Raw genomic sequence first — 23,935 nt, 5'->3', positions numbered from 1 at the left:
TATAACTCATATAATTTTCAGAAAGCTGACAGTTGACACAGAAAACCATCCCCTAGAGAGGAGATGGGGAGCCCCATTTAAAAGGTTGGCGTTATCAATCAGGCATTACATATGAATGATATGTATTCAAATGCGTCAGATACGTTCAAGGTTTTTGAACTTAAAGGACAAAAAATGTGTCCAAAATTGTAACTTTTAGGGTATCCATAGCAGATTTAAAGCTGCTAATTATTGATTATGGCTTCACATCCATACCGGAATCACTGCAACGTCTGCGGCAATCTCCTAAAAAAGAACGGCAAAACGTCCACAGGAAAGACCCGGTACAGATGCAAGGGATGCGGAGCATCGTCGACAGCAACGCGATCAGGGACGCTGCATCAAAGACAGATGAAGGATTTTATAACGTGGCTTTTAGGCCCCACCTCGCGCTATAACAACGATATTTCGCGAGCTCAGCGTCGTTCAATGTCCTGGTGCTGGCAGGTTCCCGTCCCACAGCCAGAGATGTTAGACAACGCGTACATATTGGTATTGGATAAAGGAGCTTCTTTCCGCCCAGAGCACCTTCTCGTGGCATATAACAGCTCCCATGTACTGGGATGGAAATGGGTAGACAAAGACAATAAAATCGCATGTATGCAGGTGCATGACCATTTCCCGCAGCCAAGTGCCGCAGTTATTGACGGAAGTCAATCAACGGCTCAGACAATCCAATCCATATGGCCGGGGATACCAGTACGCCGATGCCTATCTCATATTAGAAAGAGCGTTGATCAAAAAACTTCACAAACACCCCGAACTCAGCCTGCTATAGAGATAAAAGAGCTAACCGATTCCCTTAAGAATGTTTATACGTCCGAACAGGCTAAGTTGTGGCTCGCTCGCTACGCCAGGTGGGAGGACAGATGGAAAGAACTGCTAAAACATCGCACCAATGTTTCTAAAGATAACTGCAGCATAGACGATTACGAATGGGAGTGGACGCATAAAGAGTTACGAACAATCCGCTTCATGTATAGAAAATTGATCAAAAAGGAAGAACTCTTCTTTCCTTTTTCCGGATCCGACATTGTTGCCCACAACGTATTTTTGTCTCGTCGCGATTCACAGTTGGGAGAGACCATCAGCACAGATATTACAAATCTTTTCAGTGCACACCGTGGTATCAACCACGATCATGGCTGCAGAATGGTGGAGTGGTATCTGAATAGTAAGACCGAGTCTCCTTTTATACCCGAGCGCATTATCAGCCATGATCACTGGAGATGATCATCCAGCACCGTCGGAGTCTACAAATAATATAAAAGTGGTCCCTCATGCTTCTGTGAGAGACCACTTAAGAGCTATGTAAACAGCGCTTTTGTCTTTTCTAACCAATCAGAACGTTCCTGCACCGCAGGTACATTAATATGCTCCGCAGAGGTCTGCAGACCAGCACTGCGATGATGGATCTGAACCCGCGCAGTATCGCGTTTAGTGCCAGAAAGATCGCAAGCAGGGATGCGATGAAGCACATCGACGTCCGCAGTGGCGCCTAAAAAGAACGGGAATGCTGGCGCGAAAGCCTTCCGCCCTAGATAGGTGCTGAACTTCGGTGCGCGTAGCGCATCACGCAACAGCTCACCATGCGTATCTGACGCTACTTCGACGATAAATTCAGCTTCTGCCAGGTAGGTACGCTGGATAATGCTTGTCATTCCGCGTCCATCAGGAGTTAAACGAGTTGTCTTAGCACTGGGCCGTTTTCCCGTCCTTTTCTCCGCGTATGCTGAGGTAGTTCCAGTGAGACCCCGGGCGCTGGCTAACCCTATTAGCCAGCGCCGCGGGGCTTACCCAAAACACTACCAAAGAAAAAGAAAACACCATGAGCAAAACAACCAAATACGGCATATACCTCACCAGCGCACTGATCGTCACCGCAGTAGGCGCCCCCCCCGCTGCTGCTAGTCCCTATCGCACTACTCGCACTACTGACTTGGAAGGAAAACAAATGAATCTCGCACCCCAATTCAGAGTCCGTGCCGGCGCCCTCGATACATCATGCGCACTCGGCATCTTCATACCGATGAGCAGCTAGCGGCAGCGCTCGGGACGGGCGTGGATAAGCTTTCGGCTTTGCGTGCCGCTTTTCTCCGCGTACGCGGAGGTAGTTCCAGCTACGCAGATTTACCACTCATGCATCCTTAATCTCTTGTGTTGGTGTCTCTGGATATCGCTCGACTTCCGCACGGATCTTTACCAGCACGGCTATCTCGCTTGTTAGGTGTCCGGCTTTGTTGTCCAAGCGGTCAGCTTCGGCTTGCTAGCTTTCGGAGAGTCTGCGGTAGTCGCCGGAATCGTCGAGGGAGATGGTGCGGTGTGAGTCTTTACGTTTCTTTATAGCTGGTAGCTCTAACACGAACCGTACAGTTGGGAACGCGCATTCGTGGCTAGTTCTACCGGCTATAGCCAGAAGCTGAAGCTTCCTATAGTTAGCAGGACAGTGAAGATAAAGAGCACTGCGGCAATTAGCAAGAATCACCCGCGTCCTCTGGAATCGCTCGAATATTTGGCTCCGTAGAGTGCTGCCGCTGATAGCGTTACCAAGGCGACCATGAAGAGAAAAGTCATCATCTACATTTCCATAAATGCAGAGTCTCATGAGCGTATGCGCTTTCCTCTGGAACTAAAATCGGCGACCTTCTAACTCAGCGGGGCAATAGAGCTTTCCAGACGAAGATTTAGCTCCTCGTCTGCACACTGATTATCACCAAGATAAAGGATTACGCGGTGCCCGCGTGGGTTCTGTAGTTCTTGGCGATGACGACGGCGGCACCGACGTGGTTGTAGTCGTAGGAGGCACGGGAGGGATCTCCGGATCCTCTGGTTCTCCCTGGCAATAAATATTCGTTGCTACTACTTGAACTGCCTGTTCTTCAGGCTGCCTGATGGATATGGTTACGGACTCCCCTTCTTTTTTCCTCACTGTCTACAGACCACTTCAAAGAATGCTTCTTCTCAGACGCTGCATCAGCATCTTCCTCTTTAATCACGCACGAGGCATCTTTATCCAGCTGTTTCTCATGATGCACGTCCCCGTTTGTGAGTTTAATAGTGCCATTCTTCATTTCTTTGCCTTGCGACGTGCACGACCACGCAAAGGAAAATTGTTTCGAGGTACGCTCCCCGGAAACAATTTTTTCAATCGTAAACCCGCCTTTGCTTCCCCGCCCCCTGGCCACCGGCGCTAGGGAACGTAACGCTACCACTGATCTTTCTGCCATTCACTTCTGCGGTGTTATAGACAGTAGAACCTAAAGCAGGCTTCTCGGTTGAGATAGTGAGCAAAGAGATGAGCGGGCTGGAGTTAGGGGAAATTCAACGGATACCTGCTGTGGCGTGCAGTTGAGAAGGTTATGGCACTCATAAGGTTTCTCCACGGCACGCTTCCACCCTAGAAACGCTTCCCAATAAGTGAGCAATCCCATCCACAGGTGTGACGCAACACGGGTGTTCCGAGTCCCAAAACTCTTACCCAGTCCTCGTCGATACAACCACTCATTTTTAGCCATAAGCCGCATAGCAGCGTTCAGCCCCACCGCTTTTTATTCACAAGAACTGTTGCATCCTAGCCAATCGGATACAATCGGCGCTTTGATTTTATTCCCCACCACAGCGCTTCACATCTGCAATAAGTATAGGGTCACCATCGGTCCCAATTTTTCTTTCCACTGCCATGTGTACAACTGTGCACAAAGTTATCCACAGGCTGTGTATAAAAATGTGTAGAACCCAGTGTTTCCATTATCCCCAGAGGTTTCTCACACCCTGTGGATAAAGTTGTGCACTTCTTCCCCACCTGGGTTTTTGTTCGAGAACTTCTGAAAAAGTGCAGGTCATTCGCCTCGAAAAATCAGAGATTAGAGATTGGAGAAGTGAACAACACTCGTGTAATTATCCACAGTGTGGATAACTCTTGTGGATAATTCATGTCATTGTGAGAACTACAAATTATTCCAAAAATCTGTGTAATTTCAGTGGATAACTCCATATATACGGGCATAAATCCCATGTTTGTAATTTAAATGAACAATCGTCCATCAAGGTTGTGTATAAACAGACGTATTCGGAAGATTAAAACTATCCACAGAGGAAAGACCAACGCATAAAAATAGTGCTGCAAGATCACGCAAACGATCCCACAGCACTGAACTGTTTTAACAGTGCTACAACAACTTCATACCGACTATCCAAATTCCAATAGCTTCACACACAACAATCGCAGCTACTACAAACCATGTGATTAACCGGTCTTTGGTAAAAGCGCGATGATTTCTCGGCATTCCATAAACCAAAAATCCACCAGTACCGCCAGCAATAACGTGTTTACGATGAAAAGCCATAAGAGGAAGCGCGACCACTGAGCCCGCAACAAGCCCACCGATGTGTCCCCAAAGAGAGACGTTATCGGCAATCAACGAGTATCCCACGTTCACCGCAACCAGAATGAGAGGCGCACGAATATCAGTTTTTCGTGTTACTGCTATGGCAACCATGATCGCCATCAACCCATAAATGGCCCCAGAGGCTCCAGCAGTCGGAGAAAGCGGATCCATGATCATAATCATTAACGATGCGCCTAATCCACTAATAAAATATGCCGCGCAAAACAGAGCAGAGCCTATACATTGCTCAATCTCTCGGCCTAAAAAGAAAAGGAGAAAGATATTGATTGCAAGGTGACCAGGCCCGATATGCAGGAACATTGACCCAATTGCGCGCAACATTCCTAGAGGTTCATGCATCTCTGGTGTATAGAGAATCCAGTGGGTACCGATCCAAGAGTCATAAAGATTGTCGGTTATCGACTGCGATTGGAAAGCCGTAATAAGGAAAATGATGAGCGTCGATAAGCTCAGTAGAACTGTGACAGGAGCTTGTTTATACGCTGCATGGAGGATTCTCGGGTCGGACATTCCTCCATTCTCGTGGAACATACAGAAAACCCCAAGTACTCGCGCCATAGTGGTCGCGATACTTGGGGATGCGTGAAGCGTTTTACTCCGTGATTTCTACAGACTCGATCACAACTGGTTCGACAGGGCGATCCATGCGGTCGGTAGCAGTCTGAGCAATATCCATAACAACCTTCTGCGATGCAGGGTCGGTTACCTCACCGAAAATGGTGTGGTGGTTGTTGAGGTGCGGGGTGGGCACCACGGTGATAAAGAACTGGGAACCGTTAGTCCCTGGGCCAGCGTTAGCCATGGCTAGGAGGAACGGGCGGTCGAATTGGAGCTCAGGGTGGAACTCATCTGCAAACATGTAGCCTGGGCCGCCACGACCTGTGCCGGTGGGGTCACCACCTTGGATCATAAAGCCATCGATGATGCGGTGGAACACTGCTCCATCGTAGAACGGTCCTTCAGTAGTCCCAGATGCATTCTCAGTCTTGTAGTCTGCGGAGCCATCGGACAAGGTGACAAAGTTTTCTACAGTCTTTGGTGCGTGGTTGCCAAAGAGCTCGATTGCAACATCGCCACGGTTGGTGTGCAAAATCGCGGTAGCGGTTTTCAAAGTCATACGCACCATCATAAGCGCGAATGCGTTAACCTCGCTACGCTAGAAAGGACAACGAACTCATTTTTGTCAGTTTCTGATGGGAGTATCCTATGAATAGCAGCACCATTCGCGGCGCGATCTTGGTTACCAAGGCCGCATACGACAAGTACGCAAACTACCGCGATCGTAAGACTCGTGAAGCATACGATGCGCTACTCAACGCTGCTGATTCTTACGATGACATCCACAAAGACGTGAAAGCCAATGTCACCGAGTTTTATGATCAGTCGCAAGAGCGTGTCAGCTCTCTTACTGAGCAAGCTCGCAAGCGACTTGACTCCGCGATCGCTGATGCCGCAGCGGCTAAAGACAACACAGTGAAGACGGTAAACAAGAAGTCTAAAAAAGCTCAAAAAGCGGCACGAAAGGCTGCAAAATCCGCCAAGAAGAGCGCAGCTCCAAAGAAGCAGCCTAGCTTTGGCAAACGCCTGTTCAACTTCTCTGTCTTCACTACAATCCTTGCCACTATCGGTGCCGTCGCCTACTACTTTTTAAGCAAGCGCAACGTCGTCTCTACTGAACCACCACACGTAGAGGACTTCGGTGCGGATTCTGTGAACACAGAAGAATCTCGCCTTGTCTATTCCACTCAAACCCCGGTGGATGACGAGGAAGAGCATGTTTCTTCTCCGGAAGAAGGCGCCACAGAGCGAGATGAAAAGCTCCTCGGATCCCTAGAAGATCAGCTAAGGCAGCATACGGATTCTAAGGACACCAAGTAAACAACACCGCCTCTCCGCGAGATTCAGGAAGAGGCGGTGTTTTTTGCTTATCGACGCCTCCCCAGCCCTAACGAGATAACTCGTGGCTCAATGCCTCTAGTTCCCCGCCACCGGCCATTTGTTGCGTTAGTTGCTCCAGGGTCACCTGATCCCGCGATGCATTGAGTATCTGATTGCCCAGGTTGAGGATGGTAAAGCGGTCCCCTACCAAATACGCGTGATGAGGGTTGTGGGTAATAAGAACAACGCCGAGACCTTTGTCTCGTGCAGCTGCTACAAAGCGCAGCACCATGCTAGATTGTTTCACGCCGAGAGCCGCAGTGGGCTCGTCAAGGATAATAACGCGAGCACCAAAATAGACCGCGCGAGCAATCGCTACCACCTGGCGTTGCCCACCCGATAGCGACTCAACTTCTACGTCTATATCGGGAAGATCAATCCCCATAGTCTTCAATTGTTCTTGAGCAATCGAGCGCATCTCAGATTCACGGAGACGCCCCAAAAAACCTGTGAGCTCTTGTCCTAAGAAAAAATTTCTCCACACCGACATCTGCCCAACCACCGCTAAGTTTTGGTGAACAGTAGCAATGCCATTGTCTAATGCTGCACGGGGGCCGCTAAAAGTTACTGGCTGGCCGTCGATAAGCAACTCTCCAGAGGTCTGTTTATGCAGGCCGGATAAGATCTTGATGAGTGTGGATTTACCGGCGCCGTTATCACCTAAAACGCACGTTACCTCACCTGACGCAACGCTCAGGTTCACACCGCGTAAAGCATCAAATGCACCATAGCTTTTAGTAATATCGCGGAGCTCAATAATCGGGGTTGTAGACGTATCCATTTTATTTTCTCCCCTTGGTTAGTGTGGCAAAGGAAGTATTAGTGAGCACTGCAAAAAGCAGCATGGCTCCGAGGAAAAACTTAAACCAATCGGGATTCCATCCTGCATAAACAATCCCCTGGTTTGTCATTCCAAAGATGAGGGCACCAATAGCAGTGCCTATGATCGTGCCTCGCCCACCGGTCATTGCACAGCCGCCGATCACCGCGGCGATAATATACAAAAACTCGTTTCCTACGCCTTGACCAGCTTGAATGGAGTCAAAGGTAAAGAGGTTATGCATACCCACAAACCAGGCGGCAAAACCGACAAACATGAACAAAATAATTTTGACGCGTGCCACGGGAACGCCAGAGGCACGTGCTGCGTTGGCATCCCCACCTACTGCAAAAATCCAGTTGCCAAACCGCGTCTTAAACAGCAACCATGAACTCGCTGCTACAAAGAATATCCACCAAAAAACAGTCGCGCGCACAGAGACGCTGCCTATGTGCACGGTACCGGCAAAGACCTTTTGCGCTGAGGGAAATCCTTCCATATCCGCGATACTGGGAGTAGCTACTTGGCTGGTTACGAGCTTAGTAATGGCCAGGTTAAGTCCTTGCAGCATTAAAAATGCCGCTAGTGTGATCAGGAAGCTATCAATACCGGTCTTGGTAACCAGGTACCCGCTCAACGCACCAATCGCCAGAGCAATAAATAAAGACAGTAACGCCCCAACCCAGCTGTTGAGGTGCAAGTTGTAGTTCAGCATCGTCGCAGCCAACGCGGCTGTAGTAACAGCAACCCCCGAGGACAGATCAAACTCACTGCCAATCATGAGCAGGCCCACAGATACAGCGACGATTCCTAAAGTAGAGCTTGCGTAAAGGACCGTGGTTAATGCGTCAATGGAGCGAAACGACGGCGCCACGCTCAAAAATAAAACGAATATGGCTACTGCGCCTAGCAGGCTGGCAAACTCTGGACGCCGAATCAGCGCCGAAAAGCCTGTCCGCCGACGTAGCCGATCGTCGCTTTTGGTGGCAGTTCCGACGTCCGCGGTACTTGCTGCTGCGGATTGTGCGGTAGGGCGAGGAATAATCAACGCAGGCCTTCCTTTGCTGAGTCTGCAATTTTGTCTACGTTGGTGGCATCAACAAAACTCGGACCTGTGTAAACAGGTCTATTTCCGCCAACAGTCGAACCATTACGCTGTGCGAGCCACAGCGCATCGATAGCCAGGTATCCCTGAAGATACGGTTGCTGATCTACGGCCCACTGCACTGTACCGTTCTTAATGGCGGTCACTAACTGAGCGTTAGTATCAAAAGTTGATATTTTGGCTGAGCTTCCAGAGTTTTTTACTGCATCCACGCTGGTGAGAGCGACAGGGGCTACTAGCCCCATCACCCAGTCGATGCTTTTATCCTGAGCTAGCTTTGCCTGCACTGTGGATTGCACGCTGGTCATATCCTTACCATTGACATAAAGAATTTCTACGTCGGCGTCTGCAAGCCCCTCTTTAAGGCCCGCGCAGCGAGCTTCTTGAGAAGAGTTACCTTGCTCATGGATAACGCAGAGAGCGTGCTTAGCCCCATCCTGTGCAAGGCGTTTACCAGCTAGAGTTCCGGCTACCTTTTCTTCCTGTCCAAAGAACGCAGAAATGTCATATTTTTGGTAAGCATCTAGTCCTGCGTTGAGCGCCACCGTTGGGATTTTTGCTGCCACAGCTTTCTTTGCGGTTGGCCCAATTGCCTCCGCGTTGGGCATAGTCACTGCTATCCCATCGACTTTGGAATCTATGGCGTTTTGAATCAGATTAGATTGATTCGGCGCTTCCGGATCCGACGCGTACCGCAGCTCTATATTGCTCTTCTTTGCCGCATCTTCCGCGCCTTTACGTATCAAATCCCAGAAAGTATCGCCTGGAGCACCGTGCGTCACCATTGCGACCACGTAGCGAGGCGTATCTACTCCACCCGATTGTCCGCCCGTAATATTCGAGGAGCGCGGAGCGCCACCTGTTGCAGAGCAAGCGCTGAGAACGACGGATGCAGCGAGTGTAATGACCGCCGCATGTAGGGGGAACCGGAGATTTTTCACCTATGCATAGTGTCGCACTATGTCACCAGGGTCAAGCTCAACGGTACTGTACTGACCAGCTAGTTTATCGATTCAGAGGGCTTGAGCTGCACAAGCCTCACCCCTCAATCGGGGGCAGCCCCTCATGCCCGTTCCTGTGGGATGCGCGGCATCGGCCCACAATCCGGTTTCTTTTTCAAGACTCGGCTGCTGTACTTCCGCTGCAGCATCCTGATAATTAGGCGTTATCGTTTTAAGCGTATCGACGCCCCCACCCATGCCCTCAAATCCTATTTCATGCAAGAAGACCACCTCTAAAAATTTAGAGGTGGTCTTCTTCATACCGTGGAGCATAGGAGAATCGAACTCCTGACCTCCTGCTTGCAAAGCAGGTGCTCTACCAATTGAGCTAATGCCCCGGTGCAGACATCAGTGTAGCAACTAGATCTACGTTACGTCTAATGCGGTAACAAACTAGAGTCATCGCAGCTCTTAAAACTTAATTTTTCCCACTTTGGTTCCCTTTTATCCCTCACCGCTTATACAACATACTTCCTATTAAATAAGGACAATGAGACCCCTTTTACCAAGAGTCTCATTGTCCTTGCTTAGATAAGATAATCCCTGCGGTTAGCGTAGATATACACTTCCTTACTCACCCACGGTGAAAGGTGCTTCCGCCCATGTTACTTTTCCGTCAAGGTCCACTACTTTGACCTTCACAGTATAGGTGTCACCAGGCTTTGCATCAGGGCTGGCGCTAACACTCACTTTGCCGGTTTCTTCATCGACAGAGACAAACCAGCCCTCTGGAATACCCGACTGTGAGTATCCAAAGATGGTGTCCTCATCAACATCTCCCTTGATTTCCGCATAAGCGGTGTGCCCTGCTTTCACGGTGGTCGGTTCGTACTTCAGTACGTCATCACGATCATCGATCTCAGGGGTTTTCTCATCGGGATCTAGTGTTTCCGGCTTATCCACGTCAACAGGAGTGTCCTGTTCGATGGAAGGGGCGGGCTTTTCTGCGTTTACGGCTGGTGGAGTTGCCGGCTCATCAGCGGCCATAGCCGCTCCAGCAGTTCCAAATACCGCCCCAAGGCCTAGAGCGGTGGCACCAGCAGCTACTGCTAGGTTGCGGAGAGCAACGTTCTTGTTAGAAGACAAACAATTCTCCTTAATCCATATTGAAGGTTTCAGGATGATGCCTGTTGTTGGCATGATCGAATGCTCAATCCTGTCGTCCCGTGTTTGGGACGAGCCCCACCTTACGGATAATCATTTTTCTATCAATAGGCGATCTCGTTTTAACCACAATTCGGCAAAAAATCGCCCTTGTTACCACCCGTTTTCAAAAAGTGAGTTCTGCATCACACACTAAATATGGGATTGTTCAATAATCCCAGAAAAACCCCAGCGCACAGCGGTGCCATTATGAAAAAATATCGATTAACAGGGAAAACAAGTTTTCTAAAGCGGCGGCCTTTTCTTCATTAAGCGGGAGGAAGCACTGCGGTTAGGACAACAAGCACCCCTAGAAGAGCGTCGAGAAGCCCCACCTGCCGGGGAGTCCACAGGCGTTCCCGGCGCGCACCGGTGACAGGCATAAGCCAGGCGCGGAGTAGAAGAATCCCGGCGACCACTGCCACCGCAACATGAACCATCTGATAGGCAGCAGCCACACAGGCGATGATCAGAAAAACTATGTGAAAAGTTATGGAACCGATAAGCCAAGGTCGAGAGCCGCGTTCCCGGATAAGCGTTTTTACATAGGGGATACTGCCAGCAAAATACAGCAGCAGGACCCCGCATATGGCCCACACACGCACTGTGAGGCCATCGCCAGCCCAGGTGATAACGGGCAGAATAAGGCAGGCTGCGCACACGGTAGCTAGCCCAGAGAGCAGTGAACGTGGCCGACGCCGCCATGTTTCATACACAGCGATCCCAATGAGAGGAAGGAATGCGGGGATCCACACCACCAGCTGCCATTGACAGAGCAAAACCACTAAACCTGAAATTCCAGTAACTACGCCATAAGTGACAAGCGGTGGCAGATGGTGCTTTCGGTACCGTCCGCGCATCCATACGCTCGCCGCAAAAAATGCAAAATAACCACACCACCACAACAACAGAAGCGGAATATCAATCCATGCGGGTGCGAGGGCCACGCCGATGATGGCAGGAACAGTCACCATAAACCATGCCCCATGCTGGTTAGGTATCCATCCTGGCGAGCGACGGGATTTCCGAGGCGTCGAAACTCTAGTCATTTAGCCCATTCTAATATCGACGCAAAAGTGCTTTAAGGGGATGTGCCTAAGATCATTACAACAAAAAGGACCCAAGCTTTAAGCTTGGGTCCTTGTCTGTGGAGCATAGGAGAATCGAACTCCTGACCTCCTGCTTGCAAAGCAGGTGCTCTACCAATTGAGCTAATGCCCCGTTGTTCCTGGTGGGCCTAGCAAGAATCGAACTTGCGACCTCATCGTTATCAGCGATGCGCTCTAACCGACTGAGCTATAGGCCCTGGGAACGAGATAGAACTTTACCTAGAAACCATGAAAGTTAGCAAATCGCCTGCTTATAGCACATATTTACACACTTCCAACAACCGCTATCCCATTACAAAAGACAATAAAGACAGCCTCTTGCCGGGGAATCATGTTTTCCATGTCCGCAGCAAGAGGCCTCGTTTTATGTCACAACACCTAACTAATCGTTTTCTTCACGATACGTGATGGCAAGGCCACCGAAGAGATCCACGATTGCGTTGTAGATAATCGCACCGAGAGGCGCGAGAACAGTCACGATGATGGAGGTAATAGCACCCATCAACGCAGCCACGCTGAGGACTAGACCAAACGTAACTATTTGGCTACCACCAACGCCACCAATAACCTCGTTGACGTTGTCCCATACGCCTACAGCCTGCATTCCAAGATATAAAAGCGCCACGCAAATGACCCAGGCAGCTAAACCGATAAGGGACAAAGATAGAGCGGTCTTAAACGCCGACACAGGCGAAATTCGAGTTATAACAACATGACGTGTTGCCATTACTGGTCTGCTCCTTCAGGCTCAATGTTCACTTCGGTCTGACGACCACGATCTGCGGGACCGTCGATAGCTCCCGTGGCAACTGCCTCAGCAGTTTCTTCGCCTTCACCTTCAACGTTGCGGTCGATAGCAAGCAGCTCCACACCGTCTTCTAGATTGACCAAGCGTACACCCATGGTGGCTCGCGAACTTGGGCGAATCTGGTTGACCTCAGTACGGATAACTCCGCCCGCGGATGTGATAGCAAAGATCTGGTCATCTTCATCAACGACCACCGCAGCGATAAGCTTGCCACGCTTTGGCGTGTACTTGAAGGTAACCACGCCAAGTCCACCACGACCCTGCTGGGAGTATTCCTCAAGCGAAGTGCGCTTTCCATAGCCGCCTGACGTTGCGACAAGAAGATAAGCATCCGAACGCACTACGGTCATAGCCAGCAGCTGATCGTCGCCTCGGAAACGCATGCCCTTCACGCCAGCTGTAGCACGCCCCATAGGACGCAACTGATCATCATCAGCGCTGAACCTGATCGACTGGCCTTCTTCAGAGACCAAGAGCAGCTCGTCATCATTGGAGCAAAGAGCTGCACCAATAAGTTTGTCTTCTTCTCCCAGGTTGATAGCAATCAAACCACCGGAACGGTTGGACTCATAGTCGGACAGGCGCGACTTCTTTACACGCCCCTGAGCAGTGGCGAGTACCAGGTATGGGGCGTCTTCATACGACTGCAGCTGGATAACCTGAGCAATGCGCTCTTCCGGCTGGAATTCCAGCAAGTTAGCCACATGTTGGCCGCGCGCGGTACGGGAAGCTTCTGGGAGCTCGTATGCTTTGAGCCGATAGACTCGGCCAAAGTTGGTAAAGAACAAGATCCAGTCGTGCGTGGAGCAGACAAAGAAGTGCCGAACCACGTCATCCTGCTTAAGCTCTGCGCCGCGTACGCCTTTACCTCCACGACGCTGAGACTTATAAGCATCCACTTTGGTGCGCTTAGCGTAACCGGTAGAAGTAATGGTCACCACCACGTTTTCACGAGCAATGAGGTCTTCTTCAGTAACGTCCCCCGTGGCCGCAATAATTTGCGTACGACGCTCATCGCCGTACTTAGTCACGATCTCTTTAAGCTCATCGCGAACGATGGCACGCTGACGCTCCGGCTTAGCAAGGATATCCTTGTAATCAGCAATTTCAATTTCAATTTCTGCCAGCTCATCGATGATCTTCTGTCGCTCAAGAGCTGCCAAACGGCGCAATTGCATAGCCAAAATAGCATCAGCTTGAATCTCATCGATAGTAAGCAGGTCGATCAATCCGCTGCGCGCAACGTCAACTGTGGCCGACCGTCGGATCAAAGCAATAACCTCGTCGAGCATATCCAGGGCCTTAACCAGACCACGCAGAATATGAGCACGCTTCTCAGCTTCTTCGAGGCGATGCTGTGTACGACGAACAATGACTTCAATCTGATGCGTAACGTAATAACGCAGCATCTGATCTAGACGTAAGGTGCGTGGCACGCCATCAACGATGGAAAGCATATTCGCGCCAAAGTTAGTCTGCAGCTGGGAATGCTTGTACAGGTTATTCAGTACAACGCGCGGCACGGCGTCGCGCTTAAGTGTGACCACGATACGCATACCCACGCGATCCGAGGACTCATCCTCGATCTTGGAGATACCGGCAAGTTTTCCATCACGCACCTGCTCCGCGATGTTAGAAATCATATTGTCCGGATTCACCTGATACGGAAGCTCCGTGATCACAATGATCTGGCGACTACCTTCTTCCTCAATGGAAGTCACACCCCGCATACGAATAGATCCGCGGCCAGTGGTGTAGGCGTCATTGATACCTTGAGAACCAACGATCTGCCCAGAGGTAGGGAAATCCGGCCCCTTTACATAGGACATGCATGCTTCAAGAGCTGCGGCTTCATCCGCATCTGGGTTTTCCAGGAGCCAGAAGATGGCGTCGGCAAGCTCGTTGAGATTGTGAGGCGGGATGTTGGTTGCCATACCCACGGCGATGCCGTTTGAGCCGTTCATCAAAAGGTTAGGAACGCGCGATGGAAGAACATCCGGTTCTTGGGTTTTACCGTCATAGTTTGGGGAAAAATCGACGGTATTTTCGCGAATATCCCGGACCATTTCCATAGCCAACGGAGTGAGTCGACACTCCGTATAACGCATGGCGGCGGGGCCGTCGTTACCGCGGGAACCGAAGTTACCTTGGCCGTCGACAAGCGGATAACGCATGTTCCAATCTTGGGCAAGACGAACCAGGGTGTCATAAATCGCTGAGTCGCCATGAGGGTGGAATTGACCCATGGTATCCGACACTGGACGGGCGGATTTTACGTATCCGCGTTCTGGGCGATAACCAGAGTCATACATTGCGTAAAGAATGCGGCGGTGTACCGGCTTCAGTCCATCACGGACCTCCGGCAAAGCACGTCCGACAATAACTGACATCGCATAATCGATGTAGCTGGTCTCCATCTCCTCGTTGAGGTCGATCGGATGAATCCGATCGAATCCCTCGCCGCCCAAGAGATCGTCGCTCATATGTCACCTTTTCTAGGTATGTCCGAACAGCCTTACACAGCGGTTCGAATATGTCGCTGAGAACTTAACTCTTCGATTCTATCTGTTAAACCTGCCCAGTACCCCATTAAAGCGTGATCTAGACATATCTAGCCCTATTTTTGCTACCAAACTGATACCATTCCCCTGTGGCAATGACTCTACGACTAACCCCAGAACAGGACCGGGCTCTTACACTGCTCGCCGAAATTCAAGGATCCAGCAAACACGAAGCAGCTGTGCGAGCCATCATCAACACCGCAGTACGCGCTCTAGCAGACTCTGAAATACGCGAGTTGGCCCGCGCCCACCTCCCCGCATTCACAGCTACTGAACGCCGCATACGCGGAAACCGGCCATGAGAGGCCTGTCTCCAGAGCAGGTACTTATGCTTGCCGACGACTTCTGCAGCACCTGCAACGCCACAATCAACGACTTTGCCGCAATTGCGGCAATCGCAGCAGTGACAACAGCTTCCTTTGAAGGATCCTCCCCCTTTTCCTCACCTGCGCAGCAGTCGGAATATCTCCGATCTTTCGTCCCCCAGGTATCCCCGCTCACCAGAGGCAACGAATCTTTCGGAATATTTCTTTCCCGGGTATTAAAAGACTTGAACGCTTAGCTTTTAGAGCCCCACAGAAATAGTTTTAATAACAAAAGGCAAGCAGGGCAGATGTTTTTGCGTCATTTTATTGCCGCAAAAGAGTTAAATCATGTAACATCTGTGACTGTTGTGATTACAGTAAACGGCAGTGAATAATTCGACTGTTCAAAAAATGCGTTTCCTGTGGCGGAAGAATGACAACGCGAGCGACCTCCGTTGTTGGGCATATCAATCTCTGGTGTGGCCAACAACGGAGGTCGCTTTATATATAATCAAGCGATAACCTAAGTATCTCTGTATAAGCCATCATTGTGAAAGGTCACATACATATATGTCGAGTCTGAAGTCCCTCCTCGAAACCAAGCATGCCACCGTGGGCGCAGAGCTTTCTGCATTCATCGAGACAACCGTTGCTGAGCAAAAAGGAATCTCCGGAATGGCATTTAAAGGTGCCATAGGGGCAGCAAAAGCAGTCAACAGCGATATCGTCACAAAAGCTGCTAACCGCCTCCTCCCCGATGTCATCGAGGTTCTGGATCCTTATTGGACTCAGTTCGAAGAATCAGGCGCCACTGATTTTGGTGTTTTCCTTGCAGAACGCAAAACAGAGGTATCCAGCGAATTGCTTGTTATGGCTGACCGTAACGCAGAAAAAATCGACGTTCCGGCGCTTAAAAAGGCATATAGCTCGCTTCGCGGCAAAGCTGCCGGATTCATCGAGCCCAATGTCGAAGGCCTTGGACGTATCATGCAAAACCATATGTAACAGCGCGTAGATCTACTACTAAACGCGTTCAGGTCGACTCCGAAGTTTTCTCGGAGTCGACCTGTTTTTTAGTCTCTTAGCCTAAATGTCAAGGAAGCGAACGTCTTTTGCTCTACGCGTGATAAAGCTACGACGAGCTGCAACGTCATCGCCCATCAGGATGGAGAAAATTTCATCAGCACGCTGTGCATCATTGATGTCCACTCGGCGCAGTACGCGGAACTCGGGGTCAAGCGTGGTTTCCCACAGCTCGCTGGCGTTCATCTCGCCTAGACCCTTATAACGCTGGATTCCATCATCTTTGTTGATCTTGCGCCCCTGCGCTAAGCCTTCTTCCAAAAGCGAGTCGCGCTCGGCATCCGAATAAGCAAAGCCGGGGTCGCCCTTACCCCACTTGAGCTTGTACAGCGGCGGTTGAGCCAGATAAACGTGGCCTTCCTCGATAAGCTGTGGCATGAATCGGAACAACAAGGTAAGCAGCAGCGTAGCAATGTGGGATCCGTCAACGTCAGCATCGGCCATAAGAACAATCTTGTGGTACCGCAGCTTGTTGATGTCAAACTCATCATGGATGCCTGTGCCCAAAGCAGTAATAATTGCCTGAACCTCGGCGTTCTTGAGCACCTTATCCAACCGTGCTTTTTCCACATTCAGGATTTTTCCACGCAACGGAAGGATAGCCTGGTATAGGGAATCTCGACCGGCTTTAGCGGAACCACCTGCAGAATCGCCCTCTACCACATAAAGTTCAGACTTCACCGGGTCCTTGGAGCGGCAATCTGCCAATTTACCTGGAAGACCACCAAGATCCGTTGCAGATTTACGGCGCACCAGATCACGGGCTTTACGTGCCGCCATACGCGCATGAGCAGAAGACACGGCTTTATTGATAATGGTCTTTGCTTCTGCGGGGTTAGCGTCCAGCCAATCTGCTACATGCTCATTGACCATGCGCTGAACAAAGCCTTTTACCTCAGTATTACCGAGTTTTGTCTTAGTCTGCCCTTCAAATTGGGGATCACCCACTCTGACGGAAATAACTGCGGAAAGCCCTTCACGGCAATCGTCACCAGTGAGATTAGATTCTTTTTCTTTGAGCAGTCGGTGTTCACGCGCGTAGCGGTTCATCAACGTTGTAAGCGCGGCACGGAACCCTTCTTCATGGGTGCCACCTTCAATCGTGTTGATGGTGTTGGCAAAGGTATGCACGCTTTGCGCATAACCATTGTTCCATTGCATAGCCACTTCAACCTCGTGATCATCACCTTTGGCTTCAAAGGCAACGATAGTGGGGTGAATGACCTGCTTAGATTTATTCAGATGCGCGACATAGTCTTTGAGTCCCTCGGGGTAATAAAAGACCTTTTTCTTCTCCCGTTTCTTCGGAGCAGCAGGGGCTTCAATGTTCCCATCGGCATCGGAGTCTATTTTTTCTAGAGAAACGTTCTCTGCAGTATCGCCTTCATCAGCGATTGCCTCCAGCTCAAGTTCTTCATCGCTCACGCGCTTATCCGTCAGAGAAAGGGTCAGTCCCTTATTCAGGAACGCCATTTCCTGCAAACGACGAGCGATGATGTCGAACTTAAAGGTGGTGGTTTCAAAGATCTCAGCATCTGGCCAGAACCGAATGGTGGTTCCTGTTCCCCGTGCATTTCCACCTTGGACTAGCTCGTCTGGAACGGCATTGGAGAAGTTTTGATACCAATGTTTGCCATGAAGTTTAATGTCGGCCTCAACGCGAGTGGATAGAGCGTTGACCACAGAGATACCCACGCCGTGGAGACCACCGGAAACCGCATAGGAATCAGAATCGAATTTGCCACCAGCATGGAGCTGCGTCATAACGACCTGAACCGTCGGTGCACCAGAGGCATGCATATCGACGGGGATGCCTCGGCCGTTATCCACGACCTCCACTCCGCCGTCTTCCAACAGAGTGACGTCAACGTGCGTGGCGTGACCAGCCATTGCCTCGTCTACGGAGTTATCCACGACCTCCCACACCAAATGGTGTAGGCCGCGTTCACCGGTCGAGCCGATGTACATACCGGGGCGCTTACGTACAGCCTCTAGACCCTCAAGGATCGTAATGGATGAGGCGCCATATTCATGTTCAGCGGTTGCCACGGAACGAGCACTCCTTGTTATTAAATACGCTTAGACCGTTCCATCTTACACTGCCTACCTCCCTACAGGGAATGCATTCACACGCTTACAACGGCAAAATAGGGGTGAATTAGACGTTTCCATAACAGTTCTCCCCGGTTTATCCGTATGTATCGCGTGGACCGCGACCTTTCACATGTAACGGACCATGGCGCCAGCTAGGTGTCTTAGGGCCAAAAATTTTGAGCTCGGCCACTACGTCAGGTCCCACTTTCTCCGCAATAGCCTGCAAAATAGTACGCTGCATCATGCGTAAATTTGTGGCCCAAGCTGTAGAATTACAGGATATAAAAAGGGACTTATCCTTGAGCATTTCTACTTTAGTGTGTGCTGCTATTTTTTCTCCCACCAGTTCATCCCAGTGCGAATGCACCCAGCCGCCGGCAATCCCGTGTTTCCAACCCCTGCGTTGAATTTCTTTGCTCAGCACAGATCCCACGGGCTCAACGTCGTAAGAGCGACGTAATCTGCGACCATCCAGGCCAGTTGGTTTTCCTGTTTTTTGGTGTTTGCGAGGTGCAGCTGGGGCGTGATTAAGCTTTAAACCAGAACGCGGAGCTTGGACGGAGAGATCGGGGATGCGCCCTGTGCGCCGCTGGGCTTCCGCACGAATAGCAGCAAATGCCTCTGCTACGGGATCTTCTGATCCAGCATCAGCAGGTTTATTGCTCATCGCTCGTTCCTTCCTTGTCCAACTCAGAAATACGCCCTTCTGATGTATCGGTCATGGTCACCGTATGACGATGTACCACTGATTCTGCCAAGTTATCTGGCAGATCGTCACCTACAGCGGCCGTAATCAGTACTTGTTCTGCTTCCATGGCTATCCCCACGAGTTTTTGTCTGCGTTTGGAGTCTAGTTCCGCGAAAACATCGTCGAGTATCAGAATAGGCTCAGAACCGTCTGCACTAAGCAGGTGAAATTCTGCTAACCGCAAAGCTAACGCCATCGACCAGGTTTCCCCGTGGCTTGCGTAACCTTTAGCTGGATAGTCGCCCAATAAAACGGCTAAGTCGTCTCGATGTGGCCCTACCAGGGTTAATCCCCTATCAATCTCCTTTTTTCGCTGCACTCCCAGTTGCGAAAGCATGGAGGCTTCCAGTACATCCAGGTCAGGAATGCTTGACGACGCCTCCTCGGCATCCGTTACAGCAACCGGCACAGGAACCGTAGATTCATAGTTAATGCGAGCTGGCCGTGACTCAGGAGCAATTCGGGCATATGCGGAGTGAACAAGCGGAGTGAGCTCTTCAACGAGGCTGTGTCGAGCGTGTATGAGCTCGCTGCCAAGCCGAGCAAGCTGAGCATCCCACACGTCCAGTGTGCATAGAGTTCCATCATCCGCGCCGTAACCTCGGCGAAGCGATGCACTAGCTGTTTTTAACAGCGAATTTCGTTGCTTTAAAACTTTGTCATAATCAGCTTTTACGCCAGCTAACCGGGGTTTTCTCGTAGCAACAATATGATCTAGATAGCGTCGACGCTCCCCCGGCTCACCACGGACTAGGCTCAGGTCCTCAGGAGAAAACAAGACAGTCCGAACCACGCCTAAAAGGCCTCTAGGAGACTTCAATCGGGTTCTATTGATCTGAGCCTGATTGGTGCCCTTACTTTTAATCAGCATATGAGCGGTGAGCTCACGCCCCTGGTTAACAGCAGTAACAGATACCCGGGCAGAGTCTTTGCCTTGGTGAACTAGCGGAGAGTCTTGGGAGACTCGATGAGAACCCAAATGCGCAATATATCCGATGGCCTCAACAATGTTTGTCTTTCCAAAACCATTGCGTCCGACAAAAACCGTGACACCCGGTTCAAGATTCACGTGGCAGTCTGCCCACGAACGAAAATCTCGGAGCGATAGCTCGCGAATGTACACGGTAATTACCTCTGGCTTGCTGTCTTTGGTGAGAAGCAGGGAGCCTCTCACCAGCAGTTTTCGCTTTTATCCTGGTAGTCGAACCGGCATCAAAAGGTATGTGAAGTCAGTATTAGGCGTGGGGAACGTGCCATCAGAATCAGCTTCCGGCAGCTCCTCGGGTTCCGGGATCATGATTGCAGGACGAGAAGGCTCGGTAAATCCGAAGACCACGCGGTTTGTCTTGATCACGCTTAGACCATCGCGTAAGTAACCGGAGTTAAAAGCGATCAGGAAATCCTCATCGCCTGTATATGCACAAGGAACCGATTCTTCTGCGTGGCCGGCATCAGATCCGCCCGCCGACAAAATCACTTCGTTCTTAGAAAATTGGAGTCTGATCTGCGCGTTTCTTTCAGCAACTAAAGCAACACGGCGAATTGCGTCTGCTAATGCGGAAATTTCAACGCTTGCCATTGACTTATGGACTTTAGGCAGCAGCGGATTCACATTGGGGAAATCCGCGTCTAGCATACGGGTTGTGGTCTGTCGGCTATCGATATGAATGCCAAAAAGGCCTTCTGAACCGATGCTTTCCCCGGCGCCGACGGCAATTTCCACGGGATCAGTCGAGTTTTGATCAAGGCTTCGGGCGTTGTCCGAGAGATTTTTCGCGGGGATCAACAGATCAGCCTTGGCGTCGGGGACAGCGGGAGTCCATTGGAAACGTCGCAAAGCTAGACGGAAGCGGTCAGTGGCTGTGAGGGTGACGTCTTCCCCGTCGATCTCCATGTGGATACCGGTCAGCATAGGCAGCGTGTCATCTTTTCCGGCTGCTGCTGCGACTTGGAGCACTGCGTCTGCGAAAAGTTTAGGATCGATGGCGCCTGTTGCTGCAGGCAGCTTAGGCAAAATCGGATATTCGTCCAAGGGAATAAGCGGAAGCTCAAAACGAGAGGATCCACAGACCACAAGAGCTTGGCTACCCTCTACAAAAATTTCTACTGGTTTTGCTGGCAAAGTCCCGATGATGTCTGAAAGCAGCTTTCCTGCAACGGCTATTCGTCCAGGTTGGCTTACATCTGCAGAAATACGAACTTTTGTAGAGATCTCATAGTCAAAGCCGGCAAACTCTAGACCTTCATCATCGGCTGTGATGACTACGGCTCGTAGTACGGGTTGGGTGGGCTTTGTGGGCAGGTTACGCGCAACCCAGCTCACTGCACCTGAAAGGTCTTCCTTCTCGACCCGGAATGAGACAGCTTGTGCGTCCATGCGTATGAGGGCTCCTCGCTTGAGTGAATCTTGGAATTACAAGACCTAACCGTACCCGGGTTGGCTCGGCTGCAAAACTCCGCAGCACCAGATTTTTGTAATTTCAAGAATCCAACGAGTCCGCAGGCCGAGCCGCAAAAGTTGTTATTCCCCAGCCCCTCTTTCTACTTAGTTCCTTTAAGAGTAAATCGTTGGTAATAACAGTAAGTCCTGTGCACTCTGTGAAATGAGAGGGAAATCCTACGGTCGTTGCAGATTTTTGAGTTGTGAAGGGGGCTGTGGAATTTCGGTGGATAACATGTACGCCCTGTGGATAACTTTTTACCCCGGCTGATTATCCACATTTTATCCCCAGGTCAGGGCTGATTCTTGCACATTTATGTGGGCTTTATCCACAGACGTTTTTCGGTGTCGGAAATCCCAAAAATGTGTCGAGTATCACTGAATTACAAGTTTGTAATTACACAGCGTGTATAACTCTGTGGACTACTTTTAAAATCTTTGTGACCGTGCGAAAAGGCAAAATAAAACTGCCTCCCACTGTTTTCTGGGAGGCAGTTTTATTTAGAGACTAGTAACGAGCTTATCCGCGAGAAGAACTCTTAATCTGCTGCGTGAGCAGCTGAATCTCATCATAAGTTTCTTTCTTCTCGGTGATTTCTTTACGAATCTTTCGATCCGCATACATCACCGTGGTGTGGTCTTTACCGCCAAATTGTTCACCGATCTTAGGCAGCGATAAATCTGTAAGCTCGCGGCAAAGGTACATCGCTAGCTGACGCGCGTGCGCGACTGCACGAGTCTTACCACTGCCTTTGAGCGCATTAACATCCATCTCAAAGTACTCGGCAGTAGCTGCAAGGATAGTCGTTGCCGTAATCTCTTCATTTGCTTGTTCCGGCATCATATCTTCGAGTGCTTTTTCGGCTATCCGCAGATCAATACGGTGTTTACCCTTATCCGGAGACATCAGCGAGGCATACGCGGAAACACGAATAAAAGCGCCTTCTAATTCGCGGATCGACGTATTAAAACGGCTCGCGATCAGCTCGATAGCCTCACGATCAGCAACAATGCTTTCCGACGCCGCCTTCTTCATCAAAATCGCAATTCGAGTTTCTAAATCTGGCGGGTAAATATCTGCAATAAGGCCAGCCTGGAATCGCGTACGTAGCCGATCTTCCAAGGTAGTCAGCTGTTTCGGAGGCCTGTCTGAGGATAAAACAATCTGTTTATTTGCCTGATACAGCGCATTAAACGTATGAAAAAATTCTTCCTGGGTTCCTTCTTTTCCCTGGAGGAACTGAATATCATCGACCATCAAGATATCTAGTTCACGATATTTACGCTTGAATGCTTCCTGCCTGTCATCTCGCACTGAATTGATATATTCATTAGTGAATTCCTCACTAGAAACATATTTAATGCGAAGACGCGGATTTAAATATTGAGCGTAGTTACCCACTGCATGCATAAGGTGGGTTTTGCCTAAACCTGAGTCTCCCCAAATAAAAAGAGGATTGTAAGCACGGGCTGGCTTTTCTGCTACAGCAATCGCTGCTGAGCAGGGTAACTTATTGGAATCGCTGACCACATAAGAATCAAATGTGTAGTGCGGGTTCAGCGCTAGCGCACGATCCGGGTTAAACGATGGCTGCTCACGAGTACGCGGCGTGCCGGAAGGAATCTGCTCAGTAGGCATGGGTTCCTGAATATGCTCAGTACGCCACCCCCCGGTATTTCCCGGATAATTTTGGTCTAGGGCAGCATCTGTCCTGCGTGTGTGAACAGGATCGTGCAGTAGCTCAGAACCACTTTGCGGAACAGCATGAGAGGCAGATGAAGCAATGCGTTGAGCCTCATTAAAACCATAAGGATGATGAGAAATGCCCTGGTCTTGGGAATTTTCCTGGTACTTCTCATTTCCGTATGAAGAAGCACCAAAAGTCACAGGATACTGCGACTCCTGTGGCTTGCGATATATCGTGCTTTGTTGATTCTGGAAGTCAGCATTGGCTGAAGTTGCTCCGTATTGTCCAGAAACTGCAGATTGTTCCTGGTAATAAGACACAGCATCTGGAGTGGCCGAGGATACTTCTGGATTTTCCTCTGGAGCATGAACGCTCACTGCAAGACTGTATTGTCGACCTAGTCTACGAGACAATACCTCTGTGATAACAGGTCCCAGCGTAGTTTCAATCTCTTTTTTCGCTCGGGCGTGAGGAACGCTTAAAACGGCAATACCCTCTACAAAAGCAACTGGTTTAACCAGACGCAGGTAGGCGCTTTGCTGTCGCGTAATGGAAATACCACTTTCCGGGTCCTGAGACTGTGACAGCAGCTCATTAGTAACTTCTTGCCACCGCTCGTTCCATGTCGATGGAGCCTCCGACAC

General features: G+C 50.2%; 23 protein-coding genes and 3 tRNA genes. 6 read left to right on the top strand and 20 right to left on the bottom strand.

What is annotated here, in order from left to right; all coding sequences use genetic code 11:
- The first annotated feature begins 237 nt into the window (after window positions 1-237).
- A complete protein-coding gene (locus CpATCC19410_RS00130) occupies window positions 238-1,272 on the top strand; it encodes an IS1/IS1595 family N-terminal zinc-binding domain-containing protein (RefSeq protein WP_014300361.1) in 1,035 nt (344 codons plus the stop codon).
- Window positions 1,273-1,346: 74 nt separating this feature from the next.
- Here CpATCC19410_RS00130 and CpATCC19410_RS00125 read toward each other — a convergent pair whose 3' ends face one another.
- Window positions 1,347-1,700: a type I-E CRISPR-associated protein Cas5/CasD gene (locus CpATCC19410_RS00125; RefSeq protein WP_014400884.1), complete on the bottom strand. Its 354-nt coding sequence runs from the start codon at window positions 1,698-1,700 to the stop codon at window positions 1,347-1,349.
- A 343-nt stretch (window positions 1,701-2,043) separates the two neighbouring features.
- On the opposite strand from CpATCC19410_RS00125, the gene CpATCC19410_RS10785 reads away from it, so the two are divergent.
- A complete protein-coding gene (locus CpATCC19410_RS10785) occupies window positions 2,044-2,190 on the top strand; it encodes a hypothetical protein (protein WP_013240885.1) in 147 nt (48 codons plus the stop codon).
- 728 nt (window positions 2,191-2,918) lie between these two features.
- Here CpATCC19410_RS10785 and CpATCC19410_RS00120 read toward each other — a convergent pair.
- The 3 genes from CpATCC19410_RS00120 to CpATCC19410_RS00110 form a co-directional block, all read right to left on the bottom strand.
- The gene (locus CpATCC19410_RS00120) at window positions 2,919-3,266 is read right to left on the bottom strand and encodes a DUF5979 domain-containing protein (RefSeq protein ID WP_013240882.1); all 348 of its coding nucleotides are present in this window, start codon (window positions 3,264-3,266) and stop codon (window positions 2,919-2,921) included.
- A gap of 942 nt (window positions 3,267-4,208) precedes the next feature.
- The gene (locus tag CpATCC19410_RS00115; protein WP_013240879.1) at window positions 4,209-4,979 is read right to left on the bottom strand and encodes a rhomboid family intramembrane serine protease; all 771 of its coding nucleotides are present in this window, start codon (window positions 4,977-4,979) and stop codon (window positions 4,209-4,211) included.
- A 61-nt stretch (window positions 4,980-5,040) separates the two neighbouring features.
- Window positions 5,041-5,577 (bottom strand): peptidylprolyl isomerase, encoded by a 537-nt coding sequence (locus tag CpATCC19410_RS00110; RefSeq protein WP_013240878.1) that lies wholly within the window; start codon window positions 5,575-5,577, stop codon window positions 5,041-5,043.
- A gap of 77 nt (window positions 5,578-5,654) precedes the next feature.
- Between CpATCC19410_RS00110 and CpATCC19410_RS00105 the strand changes: the two genes are divergently transcribed.
- The gene (locus tag CpATCC19410_RS00105) at window positions 5,655-6,326 is read left to right on the top strand and encodes a hypothetical protein (RefSeq protein ID WP_013240877.1); all 672 of its coding nucleotides are present in this window, start codon (window positions 5,655-5,657) and stop codon (window positions 6,324-6,326) included.
- A 67-nt stretch (window positions 6,327-6,393) separates the two neighbouring features.
- On the opposite strand, the gene CpATCC19410_RS00100 is transcribed toward CpATCC19410_RS00105, so the two are convergent.
- From CpATCC19410_RS00100 to gyrA, 11 genes are all read right to left on the bottom strand, one after another.
- On the bottom strand, window positions 6,394-7,167 hold the full coding sequence (locus CpATCC19410_RS00100) for an ATP-binding cassette domain-containing protein (protein WP_014400882.1): 774 nt from the start codon (window positions 7,165-7,167) through the stop codon (window positions 6,394-6,396).
- 1 nt (window position 7,168) lies between these two features.
- Window positions 7,169-8,254, bottom strand: a complete 1,086-nt coding sequence (locus CpATCC19410_RS00095) for an ABC transporter permease (protein ID WP_013240875.1) — start codon at window positions 8,252-8,254, stop codon at window positions 7,169-7,171.
- Window positions 8,251-9,252, bottom strand: a complete 1,002-nt coding sequence (locus CpATCC19410_RS00090; protein WP_014300358.1) for a substrate-binding domain-containing protein — start codon at window positions 9,250-9,252, stop codon at window positions 8,251-8,253. Before CpATCC19410_RS00090 ends, CpATCC19410_RS00095 begins: the two co-directional genes overlap by 4 nt.
- 72 nt (window positions 9,253-9,324) lie before the next feature.
- The gene (locus CpATCC19410_RS00085) at window positions 9,325-9,573 is read right to left on the bottom strand and encodes a hypothetical protein (protein WP_054250846.1); all 249 of its coding nucleotides are present in this window, start codon (window positions 9,571-9,573) and stop codon (window positions 9,325-9,327) included.
- Window positions 9,574-9,577: 4 nt separating this feature from the next.
- Window positions 9,578-9,650: transfer RNA gene (locus tag CpATCC19410_RS00080), tRNA-Ala, on the bottom strand.
- Window positions 9,651-9,882: 232 nt separating this feature from the next.
- Entirely contained in the window at window positions 9,883-10,398 is a 516-nt protein-coding gene (locus CpATCC19410_RS00075; protein ID WP_014300357.1) for a YPDG domain-containing protein, read from the bottom strand.
- 326 nt (window positions 10,399-10,724) lie between these two features.
- A complete protein-coding gene (locus CpATCC19410_RS00070; protein WP_014400880.1) occupies window positions 10,725-11,504 on the bottom strand; it encodes a YwiC-like family protein in 780 nt (259 codons plus the stop codon).
- A 99-nt stretch (window positions 11,505-11,603) separates the two neighbouring features.
- Window positions 11,604-11,676, bottom strand: a tRNA-Ala gene (locus CpATCC19410_RS00065).
- Between the two features lie 8 nt (window positions 11,677-11,684).
- A tRNA-Ile gene (locus CpATCC19410_RS00060) sits at window positions 11,685-11,761 on the bottom strand.
- A 185-nt stretch (window positions 11,762-11,946) separates the two neighbouring features.
- Window positions 11,947-12,291, bottom strand: a complete 345-nt coding sequence (locus tag CpATCC19410_RS00055; protein ID WP_013240870.1) for a DUF3566 domain-containing protein — start codon at window positions 12,289-12,291, stop codon at window positions 11,947-11,949.
- The gene (gene gyrA / locus CpATCC19410_RS00050) at window positions 12,291-14,855 is read right to left on the bottom strand and encodes a DNA gyrase subunit A (protein WP_013240869.1); all 2,565 of its coding nucleotides are present in this window, start codon (window positions 14,853-14,855) and stop codon (window positions 12,291-12,293) included. Before gyrA ends, CpATCC19410_RS00055 begins: the two co-directional genes overlap by 1 nt.
- Window positions 14,856-15,022: 167 nt before the next feature.
- Here gyrA and CpATCC19410_RS00045 point away from each other — a divergent pair, with 167 nt between their 5' ends.
- The 3 genes from CpATCC19410_RS00045 to CpATCC19410_RS00035 all read left to right on the top strand — a co-directional run bounded on the left by CpATCC19410_RS00045 (window position 15,023) and on the right by CpATCC19410_RS00035 (window position 16,243).
- Entirely contained in the window at window positions 15,023-15,235 is a 213-nt protein-coding gene (locus CpATCC19410_RS00045) for a hypothetical protein (RefSeq protein ID WP_014400879.1), read from the top strand.
- Window positions 15,232-15,495, top strand: coding sequence for a hypothetical protein (locus CpATCC19410_RS00040; RefSeq protein WP_013240867.1), 264 nt, complete (start codon window positions 15,232-15,234; stop codon window positions 15,493-15,495). Before CpATCC19410_RS00045 ends, CpATCC19410_RS00040 begins: the two co-directional genes overlap by 4 nt.
- A 313-nt stretch (window positions 15,496-15,808) precedes the next feature.
- Window positions 15,809-16,243, top strand: coding sequence for a DUF6918 family protein (locus CpATCC19410_RS00035; RefSeq protein WP_014400878.1), 435 nt, complete (start codon window positions 15,809-15,811; stop codon window positions 16,241-16,243).
- Between the two features lie 81 nt (window positions 16,244-16,324).
- Here CpATCC19410_RS00035 and gyrB read toward each other — a convergent pair whose 3' ends face one another.
- The 5 genes from gyrB to dnaA form a co-directional block, all read right to left on the bottom strand.
- Window positions 16,325-18,370 carry a DNA topoisomerase (ATP-hydrolyzing) subunit B gene (gene gyrB, locus CpATCC19410_RS00030; protein ID WP_013240865.1) on the bottom strand — a complete coding sequence of 682 codons (2,046 nt, stop codon included), beginning with the start codon at window positions 18,368-18,370 and terminating at the stop codon, window positions 16,325-16,327.
- Window positions 18,371-18,509: 139 nt separating this feature from the next.
- A complete protein-coding gene (locus tag CpATCC19410_RS00025; protein WP_013240864.1) occupies window positions 18,510-19,082 on the bottom strand; it encodes a DciA family protein in 573 nt (190 codons plus the stop codon).
- On the bottom strand, window positions 19,072-20,286 hold the full coding sequence (gene recF, locus CpATCC19410_RS00020; protein WP_014400877.1) for a DNA replication/repair protein RecF: 1,215 nt from the start codon (window positions 20,284-20,286) through the stop codon (window positions 19,072-19,074). Before recF ends, CpATCC19410_RS00025 begins: the two co-directional genes overlap by 11 nt.
- 66 nt (window positions 20,287-20,352) lie before the next feature.
- A complete protein-coding gene (gene dnaN / locus CpATCC19410_RS00015; RefSeq protein WP_013240862.1) occupies window positions 20,353-21,540 on the bottom strand; it encodes a DNA polymerase III subunit beta in 1,188 nt (395 codons plus the stop codon).
- Between the two features lie 583 nt (window positions 21,541-22,123).
- On the bottom strand, window positions 22,124-23,935 hold the full coding sequence (gene dnaA, locus CpATCC19410_RS00005) for a chromosomal replication initiator protein DnaA (RefSeq protein WP_014400874.1): 1,812 nt from the start codon (window positions 23,933-23,935) through the stop codon (window positions 22,124-22,126).

The sequence above is a fragment of the Corynebacterium pseudotuberculosis genome (assembly GCF_002155265.1).
In the GTDB taxonomy this organism is placed as follows: domain Bacteria; phylum Actinomycetota; class Actinomycetes; order Mycobacteriales; family Mycobacteriaceae; genus Corynebacterium; species Corynebacterium pseudotuberculosis.
This window is presented reverse-complemented; position numbering and strand designations above follow the sequence as displayed.

What these genes read in the sequence shown, in the direction of transcription:
- CpATCC19410_RS00130 (WP_014300361.1), top strand. Translation starts at nt 238, where the DNA reads ATGGCTTCACATCCATACCGGAATCACTGCAACGTCTGCGGCAATCTC.
- CpATCC19410_RS00125 (WP_014400884.1), bottom strand. Translation starts at nt 1,700, where the DNA reads ATGACAAGCATTATCCAGCGTACCTACCTGGCAGAAGCTGAATTTATC.
- CpATCC19410_RS10785 (WP_013240885.1), top strand. Translation starts at nt 2,044, where the DNA reads ATGCGCACTCGGCATCTTCATACCGATGAGCAGCTAGCGGCAGCGCTC.
- CpATCC19410_RS00120 (WP_013240882.1), bottom strand. Translation starts at nt 3,266, where the DNA reads ATGGCAGAAAGATCAGTGGTAGCGTTACGTTCCCTAGCGCCGGTGGCC.
- CpATCC19410_RS00115 (WP_013240879.1), bottom strand. Translation starts at nt 4,979, where the DNA reads ATGTTCCACGAGAATGGAGGAATGTCCGACCCGAGAATCCTCCATGCA.
- CpATCC19410_RS00110 (WP_013240878.1), bottom strand. Translation starts at nt 5,577, where the DNA reads ATGATGGTGCGTATGACTTTGAAAACCGCTACCGCGATTTTGCACACC.
- CpATCC19410_RS00105 (WP_013240877.1), top strand. Translation starts at nt 5,655, where the DNA reads ATGAATAGCAGCACCATTCGCGGCGCGATCTTGGTTACCAAGGCCGCA.
- CpATCC19410_RS00100 (WP_014400882.1), bottom strand. Translation starts at nt 7,167, where the DNA reads ATGGATACGTCTACAACCCCGATTATTGAGCTCCGCGATATTACTAAA.
- CpATCC19410_RS00085 (WP_054250846.1), bottom strand. Translation starts at nt 9,573, where the DNA reads ATGAAGAAGACCACCTCTAAATTTTTAGAGGTGGTCTTCTTGCATGAA.
- CpATCC19410_RS00070 (WP_014400880.1), bottom strand. Translation starts at nt 11,504, where the DNA reads ATGACTAGAGTTTCGACGCCTCGGAAATCCCGTCGCTCGCCAGGATGG.
- CpATCC19410_RS00055 (WP_013240870.1), bottom strand. Translation starts at nt 12,291, where the DNA reads ATGGCAACACGTCATGTTGTTATAACTCGAATTTCGCCTGTGTCGGCG.
- gyrA (WP_013240869.1), bottom strand. Translation starts at nt 14,855, where the DNA reads ATGAGCGACGATCTCTTGGGCGGCGAGGGATTCGATCGGATTCATCCG.
- CpATCC19410_RS00040 (WP_013240867.1), top strand. Translation starts at nt 15,232, where the DNA reads ATGAGAGGCCTGTCTCCAGAGCAGGTACTTATGCTTGCCGACGACTTC.
- CpATCC19410_RS00035 (WP_014400878.1), top strand. Translation starts at nt 15,809, where the DNA reads ATGTCGAGTCTGAAGTCCCTCCTCGAAACCAAGCATGCCACCGTGGGC.
- CpATCC19410_RS00025 (WP_013240864.1), bottom strand. Translation starts at nt 19,082, where the DNA reads ATGAGCAATAAACCTGCTGATGCTGGATCAGAAGATCCCGTAGCAGAG.
- dnaN (WP_013240862.1), bottom strand. Translation starts at nt 21,540, where the DNA reads ATGGACGCACAAGCTGTCTCATTCCGGGTCGAGAAGGAAGACCTTTCA.